Below are 13,573 nucleotides of genomic sequence, written 5' to 3'. Positions count from 1 at the left end.
CCCCACCCACCACACCGGCCGCCGCGGCGCGGTCGGTGCCCCCCGCCCGCGACCCCCGCCCCCCCGCGGCCGGCGCGCGGCCGCCGGCGCGCGCGCGTTCGGGCGGGCTCCGGTTCAATCGGGCCCATGCGACGACGCCGGGAGAAGAAGCGACGGCCGCCCTTCCCGCTGCCCAAGGGGCTGGTCCTGCTGTCCACGCCCGACGGCTGGCGGTGCAGCGTGCTGGACGTGAAGGGCGGCATCGCCTGTGGCGCCCTGCCCCATGTCCCCGCCGTCGCCGACCCGCGCGAGGCGCGGGCCGCCGCGGCCCTGATGGTGCGGGAGCTGGCCCGGGACTTCCACGGGGCCGAGGTCGACGTGGTGTGGGAGCCGCCGCACGACGAGCGGTCCTGGACCGCTGAGGTCAGGTTGCTCGGCTGCGTCGGGAGTCCGGGCCGACCGGGCGGGACGGCTCACTAGTTCAGCAGCGCCCGCGCCGCCTGTGCCCGGCGGCGGATGGCCGTCGCCGACTCCGGGTCCACCGCGTCCATCACCTCCGCGTACGCCTCCATCTCCACCGCGCCCGTGAGGAACGCGCCGCGCTGGACCAGCAGCTCGGCCCGCTCGTAGCGGAGCCTCGCGGGGTGGGAGGGGAGCAGCAGGGCGAGTTCCACCGCCCACAGGGCCACGTCGGAGCGCTCGGGGCGGGGGGCCGCCCAGGCGCGGATGTTGTTGAGGATCCGCAGGACGATCGCGCCCGGTTCGGCCGGCCGGAGCATCGAGCGGTCCAGGGCCTCGCCCGTCGCGCTCGTCACCAGGAGCTCGGCGTCCGTGCCCGTCATGGCCCGCCCGCCCGCGAACGGGTCGGCGAGGTCCAGGTCGGCCGGGTCGCCGAAGCCGACGACGAAGTGGCCGGGCAGGCCGAGCCCGTACACGGGGGCGCCGGCCCGGCGGGCGACCTCCATCCAGACGACGGAGAGCAGGATGGGCAGCCCCCGGCGGTGCCGGAGGACCTCGTGGAGCAGCGAGGACTCCAGACGCTGGTAGTCGGCGGGCACGCCCTCGAAGCCCTCGTGGCGGCCGAGGAGCGCGGCGAGTTCGGTGGCCCAGTCGCCGGTGATCCGGGTCGCGTACGGGACGAGCCCGGCGAGCCGGTCGAGTTCGATCTCGGCCTCGTCGAGCTCGTGCCGGGTGACGGCGGGGTCGGCCACGGCGCCGATCAGCAGGCAGAGCCGGGCGAGGTCGGGCCGCTCGGCCCTGGCCTCCTCGGCGAACTCCCGCCGCCAGTCGTCCGCGTCCGGTGGTGGTACGTCCTCGCTCACGCCTCCGCCCATCGGTAGTGGTGGTAGTGGTGGTGCGGCGCGAAGCCCATCCCGTCGTACAGCGCCCGCGCGCCGTCGTTGTCCGCCTCGACCTGGAGCCAGGCCGCCGAGGCGCCCTCGTCGAGCGCCTGCCGGGCGAGCGCGGTCATGACGGCCGTCGCCAGGCCCCGGCGCCGCTGCCCGGGGTCGACCTCGACCGCCATGAAGCCGGCCCAGCGCCCGTCGACCACACAGCGGCCGATCGCGGCCGGTGCCTCTCCCGTGCCCGCGACGGACGCGAACCACACGCTCGGACCGGACGCGAGGACGGAGCGGACGGCCGGGCTCGCGTCCTCGAAGCGCTGGTAGCGGCGCAGCCAGGCCTCGTCGACGGTCCGGGAGAGGCGTACGGGGGAGACGTCGGCGTCCAGGTCGCCGATCGGGGCGAGCGCCGCGATCCGCACCTCGGCGGACACCTCGCGCCGCCAGCCGTGCCGGTCGAGGGCGGCGCACAGCAGCTCCTGGGTGCCCTCGGCGCCGGTGGAGGTCTGGACGTACGCGGGGAGCTTCCGGGCGGCGTACCAGGCGCGCACGTGCGCCAGGGCGTCGGCGACGGGCATCCCCGGATCGCCGAGCGGGAGGACGGAGTTGGCGCGGCGGGTGAATCCGTCGGCGGCCCGCAGGGTCCACGCGCCGAGGGCCTCGCTCTCGACCGGCTGCCACGCGCGCGCGGTGGCGCGGGCGAGCTCCGGGAAGGTGGCCGAGGGGCCCCGGCGGCGGGCCGGCGCGGCGGGGACGACCTTCGCCGCGGCCAGCGCGGATTCCGCGATCCGGACGCCTTCACCGCTCTTTCGTGTGATCAGCAGCACACCCGCGTCCCATGATGTGAGAACCCCGACCGCGTCGGTGAACCTGCCGCCCGCTTCCGCCGAGTCCGTCACGTACCGAACGGAGACACGTTTTCCCACGTCAGCGCTGGTAATTCGGACCTCAAGGCGCCCTCCGCCGGTGATTTCCACAGCTTCTCCGCCCCTCCTGTTCGGATCGCCCCCAAGAACGGAGATACTAGGTGCGGGCATCGACGACGCCGCGCTCCCGCGCAGACCAGCCCTATCGAGGAGGAACGACAGCGTGACCTACGTCATCGCGCAGCCTTGTGTCGACGTCAAGGACAAGGCGTGCATCGAGGAGTGCCCCGTCGACTGCATCTACGAGGGCAAGCGGTCCTTGTACATCCACCCGGACGAATGCGTCGACTGCGGGGCCTGTGAGCCGGTCTGCCCGGTCGAGGCGATCTTCTACGAGGACGACACCCCGGAGGAGTGGAAGGACTACTACAAGGCGAACGTCGAGTTCTTCGACGAGCTCGGTTCGCCCGGTGGTGCCTCCAAGCTCGGCGAGATCGAGCGCGACCACCCCTTCATCGCCGCCCTGCCGCCGCAGAACGGCTGATCGTCCGCTCTCGGTCCCGTACGGCCTCGCCGCTGTACGGGGCCGAAGCGTTTTCCGTACGTACGAGGAAGTGAGCCATCCCGTGAGCGCAGTCTCTTCGCGCCTTCCCGTCTTCCCCTGGGACAAGCTGGAGCCGTACAAGAAGACGGCCGCGGCGCATCCGGACGGAATCGTGGACCTGTCCGTCGGCACCCCCGTGGACCCGGTTCCCGCGCTGATCCAGGAGGCCCTGGTCGCGGCCGCGGACTCGCCGGGCTATCCCACGGTGTGGGGCACGCAGGAGCTGCGGGACGCGCTCACCGGCTGGTGCGAGCGGCGTCTGGGCGCGGTGGGCTTCGCCCACGAGAACGTGCTGCCGGTGGTCGGTTCCAAGGAGCTGGTGGCCTGGCTGCCGACGCAGCTGGGGCTCGGCGCCGGTGACGCGGTCGCCTACCCGCGGCTCGCGTACCCGACGTACGAGGTCGGCGCGCGGCTCTGCGGCGCGACGCCCGTCGTCTACGACGACCCGGTCGCGGACCTCGACCCGGCCGCGGTGAAGCTGCTCTGGCTCAACTCCCCGTCCAACCCGACCGGCAAGGTCCTCGGGAAGGACGAGCTGACCCGGATCGTGGCCTGGGCGCGCGAGCACGGCGTCCTCGTCTTCTCCGACGAGTGCTACCTGGAGCTGGGCTGGGAGGCCGACCCGGTCTCGGTCCTGCACCCGGACGTCTGCGGCGGGTCGTACGAGGGGATCGTCGCGGTCCACTCGCTGTCGAAGCGCTCCAACCTGGCCGGCTACCGGGCCGCGTTCGTCGCGGGCGACGCGGCCGTCCTGGGCGAGCTGCTCCAGATCCGCAAGCACGGCGGCATGATGACGGCGGCGCCGGTGCAGGCGGCGACGGTGGCGGCGCTCGGCGACGACGCCCACGTGGCGGAGCAGCGCGAGCGGTACGCGGCCCGGCGGGCGGCGCTGCGGGCGGCCCTGGAGGCGCACGGCTTCCGGATCGAGCACAGCGAGGCCAGCCTGTACCTGTGGGCGACGCGGGACGAGCCGTGCTGGGAGACCGTGGCGTACCTGGCGGAGAAGGGCATCCTGGTGGCGCCCGGCGACTTCTACGGCGAGGCCGGGGAGCGGTTCGTGCGGGTGGCGTTCACGGCGACGGACGAGCGGGTCGGGGCCGCGGTCAAGCGCCTGGGCTGACCCGGCCGACCTGCACCGGAGGGCCCGGGGAGCACACGCTCCCCGGGCCCTCCGGGCGTTCTGCCGGGCTCAGCCGCCGATCGGCAGGCCGCCCAGGGTCTGACCGGTCGGGAGGCCGCCCAGGCCGCCGCCCAGGGCGCCGCCGGTGGGGGCCTCGGTGCTCTCGGCGGCGGCGCCGGCGGTCTGGCCGACGACCTCGCCCGTGCTGCCGGCCGTCTTTCCGACGACCTCCTGCGCGGCGGGGGTGGCGGTCTTGCCGGCCGTGCCGACGGTCTTGCCGGCGGCGGGGACGGCCGTGCCGACGGCCTTGCTGCCGGTCTCGCCGACCACGCCGGCCGCGGTCTGCGAGGCGCCGTCGAGGGCGGTCCCCGCGCCGGCGGCGTCCAGGGCGGTCACGCCGCCGAGGGCGCCGGTCGGCGCGAGGCCCTGGTCCAGGGCGCTCGCGGAGCCGGCCGCACCGACCACGGGGGCTGCTCCGGCCGCGACGATGAGGGCGGCTCGGGCGATCCGGCGGGTCAGGGAGAGGGACATGGTGCTCCTTCGGCGGAGAGGACGATTACGCCGTGACAACCGGCCCTGGGGCGGGGGAGGTTGCGGCGACCGAAGGCAAAGAATTGGCAATGCGTCGTATTGTCGGGTGGGGAGGAAAACGGACGAACGTGTCATTGCGTGAGGCCCTGGCGAACCGTCACTTCCCTTGTGCCGCAAGGGGATTGAGGGTCAGGAGTGACGTACGGAAAAGGCGGCTCGAAGGGCGCGCGAATGTCCTCCGTCGCGCGCCGGGGGCATGACACGACCGGGTGACGGACCGTACGCGTGCTCGGCCCGTCGCGGCTACGGGGCGAGCCGCACGCGCACGGAACCGGGGCCCGCGGCGCTCGCGCCCGAGGCCTTCGACCAGCCCCCGCGGGCCTCGCCCGCACGCCACACCCGGTCGCCGAACGCGACCTCCGAGATGCGCAGCCCGTCCGCCCGCGCCACCGACCACTGCGCCAGCTCCCAGCCGCGCCGCTCGTCCGCACCGGCCCCCGGCGCGCCCCCCGCCGTCCGCACCGGCACCATGAGCACCGGCGGCTCCGCGGCCGAACGCCCGGCGCTCGGGCCGCCCGTCACCAGCTTCGGCGCCGCCTTCTCGCCGAAGGCCCGCACCAGCTCCCGGCGCACCTGCTCGGGATCGCCCGGCCGGTCCTCCACCGTGCTCGCCGTGCAGGTCAGCGCCGCCGCCGACCGGCCCGTCAGCGCGGCCGACAGCAGCGTGGCGTCCGGCTCGTGCTTCGCGTACGCCTGCGGGAAGCCGCTCCGCTGCACCTTCTGCGCCGCCACCGTCAGCGGCAGCCGCGAGTACCCCGGGACCTTCTCCAGGCCCTCGTAGAACTTCCCCGACGCGTACACCGGGTCCATGATCTGCTCCGGCTTCCCCCAGCCCTGCGAGGGCCGCTGCTGGAACAGCCCCAGCGAGTCCCGGTCGCCGTGCTCGATGTTCCGCAGCGCCGACTCCTGCAGCGCGGTCGCCAGCGCGATCGTCACCGCCCGCTCGGGCAGGCCCCGGGTCGTGCCCACCGCCGCGATCGTCGCCGCGTTGGACGCCTGCTCCGGAGTGAACTCGTACCGGTTGTCCCCGCTGCCCACCGTGCACCGGGGCGAGCCCGTGCTGCCCGTCATCTGGTGGAACGCCACGTACGAGGCGAGGCCGAGGAGCGCGGCGAGGGCGGCCGCGGAACGGGCGAGGCGGCCGCGACGGCGGGGGCGGGTGGGCTCGGACACGGGGCCCACCGTACTGGAGGCCGCGTTAGGGTCGGCACATGGCAGACATCACCCCGCTCGACGGCGTCCTCGACCTCTCCCTGGACGGGGGCGCGCTCACCGCCGCCCTCGTCGACTTCCCCTCCGTCAGCGGGACCGAGCAGCCGCTCGCCGACGCGATCGAGCGGGCCCTGCGCCTCCTGCCGCACCTGACCGTCGACCGGTACGGGAACAACGTCGTCGCCCGGACGAACCTCGGCCGCGGCGAGCGCGTCGTCCTCGCCGGCCACATCGACACCGTGCCGATCGCCGACAACGTGCCCTCGCGCCTCGACGAGGACGGCGTCCTCTGGGGCTGCGGCACCTCCGACATGAAGTCCGGGGTCGCCGTCCAGCTGCGCGTCGCCGCCACCGTCCCCGAGCCCAACCGCGACCTCACCTTCGTCTTCTACGACAACGAGGAGGTCGCCGCCGACCTCAACGGCCTCGGGAAGATCGCCGCCGCGCACCCCGACTGGCTCGAAGGAGACTTCGCCGTCCTCCTGGAGCCCTCCGACGCCCAGGTCGAGGGCGGCTGCCAGGGCACCCTGCGCGTCATCCTGCACACCGCCGGCGAGCGCGCCCACTCCGCGCGCTCCTGGATGGGGTCCAACGCCATCCACACCGCCGCCCCGATCCTCGCCCGCCTCGCCGCCTACGAGCCGCGCAAGCCGGTCATCGACGGCCTCCAGTACCACGAGGGCCTCAACGCCGTACGGATCGAGGGCGGTGTCGCCACCAACGTCATCCCCGACGCCTGCGCCGTCACCGTGAACTACCGGTACGCCCCCGACCGCTCCCCGGCCGAGGCCCTGGCCTACGTCCGTGAGTTCTTCGAGGGCTGCGACATCGCCGAGTTCGTCGTCGACGACGAGAGCCCCGGCGCCCTCCCCGGCCTCTCCCACCCCGCGGCCGAGGCCTTCATGAAGGCCGTCGGCGGCAGCGCCCAGCCCAAGTTCGGCTGGACGGACGTCTCCCGCTTCAGCGCCCTCGGGGTGCCCGCGGTCAACTACGGCCCCGGCGACCCGATCTACGCGCACAAGCGCGACGAGCACGTCCCCGTCGAGCGGATCCACCACTGCGAGGCACGGCTCCGCGACTGGCTGACCGCCTGACTTCCGTAATTTCGCGTTTCGTCACCTCTGTGGTCCTACGCTGACCGGACCAGAAGATCGTTGGATCGACGGAGGGAGCAGGCCATGGGTATCCCTGAAGGGGAGACGAAGCCGGAGGAGCAGCGGCTCGGGCCGGTGCTCAGGCGCAGGGACCAGGTCCAGCCGGGCACCACGGACCAGAGGCTGCTCGACACCGAGGGCGACTCGGAATGGGTGCACACCGACCCCTGGCGGGTCATGCGCATCCAGTCCGAGTTCGTCGAGGGCTTCGGCGCCCTCGCCGAACTGCCGAGCGCGATCAGCGTCTTCGGCTCGGCCCGCACGAAGCCGGACTCGCCGGAGTACGAGGCGGGCGTGCGGATCGGCAGGGCGCTCGTCGAGGCGGGGTTCGCGGTCATCACGGGCGGCGGCCCGGGGGCCATGGAGGCGGCCAACAAGGGGGCCAGGGAGGCCAAGGGCGTCTCGGTGGGCCTCGGGATCGAGCTCCCCTTCGAGCAGGGGCTGAACCCGCACGTCGACATCGGCGTGAACTTCCGCTACTTCTTCGTCCGGAAGACGATGTTCGTGAAGTACGCGCAAGGGTTCGTCGTCCTGCCCGGCGGCCTCGGCACCCTCGACGAGCTCTTCGAGGCGCTCACCCTGGTCCAGACCCGCAAGGTCACCCGCTTCCCGATCGTGCTCTTCGGCACGCAGTACTGGAAGGGCCTGGTCGACTGGCTGCGCGACTCGGTCGTCGCCGGCGGCAAGGCGTCGGAGCACGACCTCCTGCTCTTCCACGTCACGGACGACGTGGAGGAGGCGGTGGCCCTGGTGACGAAGGAGACCGGCAAGTAGGCCCGTCCCTCCCGATGAGAACGGGGGGCGCCGGACCCCGGCGCCCCCCTTTCCGTGCCCCCGGTCCCTACGCCAGCCCGCGCCGGGCCACGGCCGGTGCCCGGTGCCCGGCGATGGACGCCACCATGTCCAGGACCTGACGGGTCTCGGCGACCTCGTGCACCCGGTACACCTGGGCGCCCAGCCACGCGGAGACGGCCGTGGTCGCCAGGGTCCCGAGGACCCGCTCCTTCACCGGACGGTCGAGGGTCTCGCCCACGAAGTCCTTGTTGGACAGCGACACCAGCACCGGCCACCCCGTCGCGGTCATCTCGCCGAGCCGCCGGGTCGCCTCCAGGCTGTGCCGGGTGTTCTTCCCGAAGTCGTGACCGGGGTCGATCATGATCCCGTCCCGCCGCACGCCGAGCGAGACCGCGCGCTCCGCGAGCCCCACCGTGACCCGCAGGATGTCGGCCATCACGTCCTCGTACTCCACCCGGTGCGGCCGGGTCCGCGGCTCCGCGCCGCCCGCGTGCGTGCAGACGAGCCCCGCGCCGTACGCGGCGGCCACCTCGGCGAGCCGCGGGTCGACCCCGCCCCACGCGTCGTTCAGGACGTCCGCCCCGGCCTCGCAGACCGCCTCGCCGACGTCCGCCCGCCAGGTGTCGACGCTGATCACCACGTCGGGGTGGCGCCTGCGGACCTCGGCGACGAAGCCGACCGTGCGCCGCGCCTCCTCCTCGGCCGTCACCTCCTCGCCGGGGCCCGCCTTCACCCCGCCGATGTCGATGATCGCCGCCCCCTCCGCCACGGCCTGCTCGACCCGGGCGAGCGCCGGCTCGTCCCGGAAGGTCGCGCCCTGGTCGTAGAAGGAGTCCGGCGTCCGGTTCACGATGGCCATGATCACCGGCTCGTGCGGCCCGAATTCACGCCGTCCCAAGCGCAGCATCCCTTTTGTCCTCCCTCGCGTCCGTTCGCCTGCGACCCTAACCGCCGGTGGCGCATGGCACGATCGGCACGGGACGTTTTCCACTCCGGGAAGAGGCGCGCAGGTGTTCTGGTTTCTGCTCATCACGATGGTGGTGGTCGTGGCCGCGGTGACCCTCGCCGTGGTCGGCGGCGGCGACAGCGAGGTCCTGCCCGAGGTGGCGCCCGAGCAGCTCGTCGACCCCCTGCCCACCGTCCGCCCGGTGGACCGGGCCGACGTCGAGGCGCTCCGCCTCCCGGTCGCCGCCCGCGGCTACCGGATGGCCGACGTGGACGACGTCCTCGTCCGCCTCGGTGCCGAACTCGCCGAGCGCGACGCCCGGATCGCCGAGCTGGAGGAGGCGCTCGCGGGCGCGGCCCCCGCCGGTGACGGCGACGGCGCGGAGGGCGGCGAGAAGTGACCGGAGAGGCGATCCCCGGGCCCGACGGACGGCTGCGCTGCCCCTGGGGCCTGTCGACCGAGGACTACGTCGCGTACCACGACGAGGAGTGGGGCCGGCCGGTCCACGGCGACGACGCGCTGTTCGAGCGGCTCTGCCTGGAGGCCTTCCAGTCGGGGCTGTCGTGGATCACGATCCTGCGCCGCCGCGAGGGCTTCCGGCGCGCCTTCGCCGGCTTCGAGATCGCCTCCGTCGCCGCCTTCGGCGAGGCGGACCGCGAGCGGCTCCTCGCCGACGAGGGCATCATCCGCAACCGCGCCAAGGTCGACGCGACCCTGGCCAACGCGAAACTCCTCGCCGGCTGGGCCCCGGGCGAGCTCGACGAGCTGGTCTGGTCCCACGCCCCCGACCCGGAGACCCGCCCCGCGCCGCGCACGCTCGCCGAGGTCCCGGCGGTGACGGACGAGTCGACGGCCCTCTCCAAGGCCCTCAAGAAGCGCGGCCTCCGCTTCATCGGCCCCACCACGGCCTACGCCCTGATGCAGGCCTGCGGCCTGGTCGACGACCACCTGACGGGCTGTGTGGCCCGGGGCGGGCGGTAGGGTCCGCGCACCCCGGGCCGGCGGGCGTCAGCGGCCCAGGTACTTCGGCCTCTCCTTCGCGAGGAACGCGCGGACCGCGATCGTGTGGTCCTCGGAGGCGCCCGCCAGGGTCTGGAGCTCCTCCTCCTTGTCCAGGGCCTCGGTGAGGGAGTGGTCGGCGCCGTGGGCGAGGGACTCCTTCAGGGCCGCGTACGCCACCGTCGGGCCCTCCGCGAGGGCGCGGGCCACCTTCTCCGCCTCGGCGGCCAGGTCGGCGGCCGGGACCAGACGGTTCACGATCCCCAGCTCGTACGCCTCCTGGGCCCCGATCGAGCGCGGGAAGAGCAGCAGGTCGGAGGCGCGGCTCGCGCCGATCAGCCGGGGCAGCGTCCACGACACGCCGGAGTCGGCGGTGAGCGCCACCCCCGCGAACGAGGTGTTGAACGAGGCCGTGTCCGCGACCACCCGGTAGTCCGCGGCGAGCGCGAAGCCGAAGCCGGCCCCGGCGGCGACGCCGTTCACCCCCGCGACGACCGGCTTGCGCATGCCGGTGAGCGCCCGCACGATCGGGTTGTAGTGGTCACGGACCGTGTTCATGGTCTCGCGGGTGCCGGAGTCCCGGTCCGCCATGAGCAGCCCGACGTGCTCCTTCAGGTCCTGGCCGACGCAGAACGCCCGGTCACCGGCCGCCGTGAGCAGCACCGCCCGCACGGCGGGGTCGGCCGCGGCCGTCTCCGCGGCGTCCCGGAGGGCGACCTTCGCCGCCACGTTCATCGCGTTCATGGCCTCGGGCCGGTTGATCGTGAGGGTGGCGAGTCCGTCGCTCACCTCGTACAGCACCGTGTCGGCCATCGGGATCCCTTCGCCTCTTCGCGTGGTTGACCAGCCCAGCATGGCGGAGATCACCCGTGCCGCCCATGTGAGCTGCGTCAAAGAATGGAGGCGTTCCGTCCGACGTCGAGCGGCGCAGTATCGCAGGCCGATCCCCGAAATGTGGGGTTTTGCGGGAGCGCGTTGCGCAAGCGATGCCGATCGATGTTGGTCATCGGGTCCTGCCATGCGGGATAATGACCTGGAAGCAATGTGTTCGAAGCCGGTGACGCGTGCTCCGTCTCAAGGAGCTGCCCGGCTGATGATGAGCTGGTTTCAGGAAGGGGAACAAGCATGGCGGCCATGAAGCCGCGGACGGGTGACGGCCCGCTCGAGGTGACCAAGGAGGGGCGGGGCATCGTCATGCGCGTTCCGCTCGAAGGCGGCGGTCGGCTTGTCGTCGAGCTGACCCCGGACGAGGCCGAGGCGCTGGGCGACGCCCTCAAGAAGGTCGTCGGCTGACCCTCTTCTCCCCGCGTTTCCATCCCTGCCCCGGTACGGTCCGCCGTCCCGGGGCAGGGGTGTCCCCGGGGGCGGTACGACGCGCGCGCCCGGCGGCGCGGGGCCCCGGGGGCGCGGCTCGGGGCCCGAAGGCGCGGCGCGGGGCCTGGCAGCCCGGTCAGCCCCGGCGGACCGCGCAGAGCAGGCCGTCGCCCACCGGCAGCAGGGACGGGACGAGCTCCTGGCTCTCCCGCACCGCGCGCAGCAGCTCGCGGATCCGCTGGACCTCCGCCGGCTGGGCCCCCGAATCGACGGTGCGGCCGTCCGCGAAGACCCCCTCGAAGCAGACGAGACCGCCCGGTCGCAGCAGGCGCAACGATTCAGCGAGGTAGTCCAGGTACTCCAGCCGGTCGCCGTCGCAGAACACGAGGTCGTACCCGCCGTCCGCCAGCCGCGGCAGCACGTCCAGGGCCCGGCCGGGGATGAAGCGGGCCCGGTTGCCCGCGAAGCCCGCCGCCCGGAACGCCGTCTTGGCGAGCTGCTGCCGCTCCGGCTGGAGGTCCACCGTCGTCAGGACGCCGTCCGGCCGCATCCCGAGCAGCAGGTAGATGCCCGACACGCCCGTGCCGGTGCCGATCTCCGCCACCGCCTTGGCGTCCGCCGTCGCGGCGAGCAGGCGCAGCGCCCCACCGGTGCCCGGGGACACCGAGGGCAGCCCTGCCTCCCGGGCCCGCTCACGGGCCCAGCGCAGAGCTTCGTCCTCGGCGACGAAGGCGTCGGCGAACGACCAGCTCGTCTGCCGGTTGGCGGTAATGGCCCTCTCCTGTCCCCGTAGTTGACGCAACGGTGACTGTATCCGCTGTCAGTGGGAACCCGCAGATGGGACCGGGCGTTCACCAGAGGAAGGACGCGACACGAGGCCACCGGGCGAGCCGGTTCCAAATTCGCGTAAAGATTCTTATCCGGAGCTAACGGGCGAGGTGGCTATGGTAGGGGCTCCACTGGACACCACCAGAGCCGACAGGGGAGGTGCGGCTGCGCCTGTGGATCGGGGAGGAGTGCTTCGGCGTCTTCTCAGGTCGGCGGGTGAGCCGAAATCCGTGACCGACACAGCTGACCGTTTCCGCTCCACCGACTCCGCTCCCACCACCGCGACCTTCGCATCGGATGCGGAATCGCAGGCGTGGACCCCTCCCACCTGGGAGGAGATCGTCAGCACGCACAGTGGCCGGGTCTACCGCCTCGCCTACCGCCTGACGGGCAACCAGCACGACGCCGAGGACCTGACCCAGGAGGTCTTCGTCCGCGTCTTCCGCTCGCTGTCGACGTACACCCCGGGCACCTTCGAGGGCTGGCTCCACCGCATCACCACCAATCTGTTCCTCGACATGGTCCGCCGCAAGCAGCGCATCCGCTTCGACGCGCTCGCTGACGACGCGGCCGAGCGGCTCCCCAGCCGTGAGCCCTCGCCGCAGCAGGTGTTCAACGACACGCACTTCGACGCCGACGTCCAGCAGGCCCTCGACACCCTCGCGCCCGAGTTCCGCGCGGCGGTCGTCCTCTGCGACATCGAGGGCCTCTCGTACGAGGAGATCGCCGCGACCCTCGGGGTGAAGCTCGGCACCGTCCGCAGCCGCATCCACCGAGGCCGCTCCCACCTGCGCAAGGCCCTCAAGCACCGCTCGCCCGAGGCCCGGGCGGAGCGTGCCCTGGCCTCCGTCGGATGGGAGGCAGGGACAGCGTGACCGGCACCCGTCCCACGTCACCGACCCCCGCGGAGCACCACCTCGGGGACCGGCTGGCCGCGCTCGTCGACGGCGAGCTCGGCCACGACGCCCGCGAGCGGGTCCTCGCCCACCTCGCGACCTGCGCCCGCTGCAAGGCCGAGGCCGACGCCCAGCGCAGGCTGAAGAGCGTCTTCGCCTCCGCGGCCCCGCCACCGCCGTCCGAGGGCTTCCTCGCCCGGCTCCAGGGCCTCCCCGGGGGACCACCCGGTGAGCCCGGCGGACCCGGCGGACCGCGCGGGCCCCTGGAAGGCCTCCTGGACGCGGGCGGAGTGAAGTCCGACGGCTTCGCCACCGCCGCCGTCGTCACCCCGCACCCCGGCACCGCCGGCACGGGCTTCCGCATCCACGAGGTCGGCTACCGCTCCGGGCACTTCGGCCGCGGGCGGCGCTTCGCCGTCGCGGCGGCCGGCGCCGTCTCGTTCGCGGCGATCGCCCTCGGCGGCACCCTGCCCCTCGAAGGCTCGGTGACCGCGAGCGCACGCGGCGGCCAGGGCACCGGCACCGCCGTCACCCCGCTCCGTGCCAACGCCTCCGGCGGCGGCACGGGCACGACCACGGGCACGGGGCGCGGCACCCGGTCCGGCGAGCGGTCGGGCGCCCAGTCCGTGGCCGCCGCCGAGCCGCTCGTCGCGACGACCCCGGCCGCCGTCCCGCAGGGGCCGGTCGCGGCCGCGGGCCAGGGCACGGTGCCGTCGGGCGCGGTCCCGCCGGACGCGGTGCGCTCGGCGGCCGCTCCGCCGGTCGCCGTACGCCTGCGGAACACGGCCCCGCAGTCGCTCCTCGCGCTCTCGCCGTTCATACGTCCGACGGGGCCGGCCCTTCAGCTGGCCTTCGCCCCCGGGCCCGGCCCGATGGCGAGCCCGTCGACCGGACCGCTCGGCTCCCACCGCTGACCCGCGCCCCCA

General features: G+C 73.9%; 17 protein-coding genes. 10 read left to right on the top strand and 7 right to left on the bottom strand.

Translation table 11 applies throughout. From position 1 onward, the window contains the following. Positions 1 to 126: 126 nt before the first annotated feature. On the top strand, positions 127 to 459 hold the full coding sequence (locus ACFV2S_RS36890) for a hypothetical protein (protein ID WP_385570374.1): 333 nt from the start codon (positions 127 to 129) through the stop codon (positions 457 to 459). Here ACFV2S_RS36890 and ACFV2S_RS36885 read toward each other — a convergent pair. Beyond that, positions 456 to 1,313, bottom strand: coding sequence for a tetratricopeptide repeat protein (locus ACFV2S_RS36885; RefSeq protein ID WP_385570370.1), 858 nt, complete (start codon positions 1,311 to 1,313; stop codon positions 456 to 458). The genes ACFV2S_RS36890 and ACFV2S_RS36885 overlap by 4 nt on opposite strands. After that, complete coding sequence (locus ACFV2S_RS36880) at positions 1,298 to 2,299, bottom strand: GNAT family N-acetyltransferase (RefSeq protein WP_385570366.1); 1,002 nt, start codon at positions 2,297 to 2,299, stop codon at positions 1,298 to 1,300. Before ACFV2S_RS36880 ends, ACFV2S_RS36885 begins: the two co-directional genes overlap by 16 nt. A 112-nt stretch (positions 2,300 to 2,411) precedes the next feature. Here ACFV2S_RS36880 and fdxA point away from each other — a divergent pair, with 112 nt between their 5' ends. Together fdxA and ACFV2S_RS36870 are read left to right on the top strand one after the other, a co-directional pair. Next, positions 2,412 to 2,732 (top strand): ferredoxin, encoded by a 321-nt coding sequence (gene fdxA, locus ACFV2S_RS36875; protein ID WP_015035968.1) that lies wholly within the window; start codon positions 2,412 to 2,414, stop codon positions 2,730 to 2,732. 82 nt (positions 2,733 to 2,814) lie between these two features. After that, positions 2,815 to 3,912, top strand: a complete 1,098-nt coding sequence (locus ACFV2S_RS36870) for a bifunctional succinyldiaminopimelate transaminase/glutamate-prephenate aminotransferase (protein ID WP_385570362.1) — start codon at positions 2,815 to 2,817, stop codon at positions 3,910 to 3,912. Positions 3,913 to 3,981: 69 nt separating this feature from the next. On the opposite strand, the gene ACFV2S_RS36865 is transcribed toward ACFV2S_RS36870, so the two are convergent. Beyond that, complete coding sequence (locus ACFV2S_RS36865) at positions 3,982 to 4,443, bottom strand: ATP-binding protein (protein ID WP_385570359.1); 462 nt, start codon at positions 4,441 to 4,443, stop codon at positions 3,982 to 3,984. Positions 4,444 to 4,746: 303 nt separating this feature from the next. Beyond that, positions 4,747 to 5,685 (bottom strand): hypothetical protein, encoded by a 939-nt coding sequence (locus tag ACFV2S_RS36860; RefSeq protein WP_385570356.1) that lies wholly within the window; start codon positions 5,683 to 5,685, stop codon positions 4,747 to 4,749. A 29-nt stretch (positions 5,686 to 5,714) separates the two neighbouring features. Between ACFV2S_RS36860 and dapE the strand changes: the two genes are divergently transcribed. Beyond that, the gene (gene dapE / locus ACFV2S_RS36855; protein ID WP_385570352.1) at positions 5,715 to 6,809 is read left to right on the top strand and encodes a succinyl-diaminopimelate desuccinylase; all 1,095 of its coding nucleotides are present in this window, start codon (positions 5,715 to 5,717) and stop codon (positions 6,807 to 6,809) included. Between the two features lie 84 nt (positions 6,810 to 6,893). Continuing rightward, positions 6,894 to 7,643, top strand: coding sequence for a TIGR00730 family Rossman fold protein (locus ACFV2S_RS36850; protein ID WP_385570349.1), 750 nt, complete (start codon positions 6,894 to 6,896; stop codon positions 7,641 to 7,643). A gap of 67 nt (positions 7,644 to 7,710) precedes the next feature. Here the strand turns inward: ACFV2S_RS36850 and folP are convergent, their stop codons facing one another. Next, positions 7,711 to 8,571 (bottom strand): dihydropteroate synthase, encoded by an 861-nt coding sequence (gene folP, locus ACFV2S_RS36845; RefSeq protein ID WP_383795871.1) that lies wholly within the window; start codon positions 8,569 to 8,571, stop codon positions 7,711 to 7,713. 103 nt (positions 8,572 to 8,674) lie between these two features. Between folP and ACFV2S_RS36840 the strand changes: the two genes are divergently transcribed. Together ACFV2S_RS36840 and ACFV2S_RS36835 are read left to right on the top strand one after the other, a co-directional pair. After that, positions 8,675 to 9,010, top strand: a complete 336-nt coding sequence (locus ACFV2S_RS36840; protein ID WP_383795873.1) for a hypothetical protein — start codon at positions 8,675 to 8,677, stop codon at positions 9,008 to 9,010. Continuing rightward, the gene (locus ACFV2S_RS36835) at positions 9,007 to 9,591 is read left to right on the top strand and encodes a DNA-3-methyladenine glycosylase I (protein ID WP_385570343.1); all 585 of its coding nucleotides are present in this window, start codon (positions 9,007 to 9,009) and stop codon (positions 9,589 to 9,591) included. The genes ACFV2S_RS36840 and ACFV2S_RS36835 overlap by 4 nt, the downstream gene beginning before the upstream one ends. 27 nt (positions 9,592 to 9,618) lie before the next feature. Here the strand turns inward: ACFV2S_RS36835 and ACFV2S_RS36830 are convergent, their stop codons facing one another. Further along, complete coding sequence (locus ACFV2S_RS36830; protein WP_385570339.1) at positions 9,619 to 10,422, bottom strand: enoyl-CoA hydratase/isomerase family protein; 804 nt, start codon at positions 10,420 to 10,422, stop codon at positions 9,619 to 9,621. 312 nt (positions 10,423 to 10,734) lie between these two features. Between ACFV2S_RS36830 and ACFV2S_RS36825 the strand changes: the two genes are divergently transcribed. Then, entirely contained in the window at positions 10,735 to 10,902 is a 168-nt protein-coding gene (locus ACFV2S_RS36825) for a DUF3117 domain-containing protein (protein WP_009997451.1), read from the top strand. A 157-nt stretch (positions 10,903 to 11,059) separates the two neighbouring features. On the opposite strand, the gene ACFV2S_RS36820 is transcribed toward ACFV2S_RS36825, so the two are convergent. Then, positions 11,060 to 11,725 carry an O-methyltransferase gene (locus ACFV2S_RS36820; protein WP_385570334.1) on the bottom strand — a complete coding sequence of 222 codons (666 nt, stop codon included), beginning with the start codon at positions 11,723 to 11,725 and terminating at the stop codon, positions 11,060 to 11,062. A gap of 142 nt (positions 11,726 to 11,867) precedes the next feature. Between ACFV2S_RS36820 and sigE the strand changes: the two genes are divergently transcribed. Together sigE and ACFV2S_RS36810 are read left to right on the top strand one after the other, a co-directional pair. Next, the gene (gene sigE, locus ACFV2S_RS36815; protein WP_079044462.1) at positions 11,868 to 12,626 is read left to right on the top strand and encodes an RNA polymerase sigma factor SigE; all 759 of its coding nucleotides are present in this window, start codon (positions 11,868 to 11,870) and stop codon (positions 12,624 to 12,626) included. Next, on the top strand, positions 12,623 to 13,561 hold the full coding sequence (locus ACFV2S_RS36810; protein ID WP_385570328.1) for an anti-sigma factor family protein: 939 nt from the start codon (positions 12,623 to 12,625) through the stop codon (positions 13,559 to 13,561). The genes sigE and ACFV2S_RS36810 overlap by 4 nt, the downstream gene beginning before the upstream one ends. Positions 13,562 to 13,573 lie beyond the last annotated feature (12 nt).

This window comes from Streptomyces sp. NPDC059695, assembly GCF_042733785.1.
Classification (GTDB): Bacteria; Actinomycetota; Actinomycetes; order Streptomycetales; family Streptomycetaceae; genus Streptomyces.
Note: the sequence above shows the minus strand (reverse complement) of the source record. Positions and strands in the feature narration are given on the sequence as shown.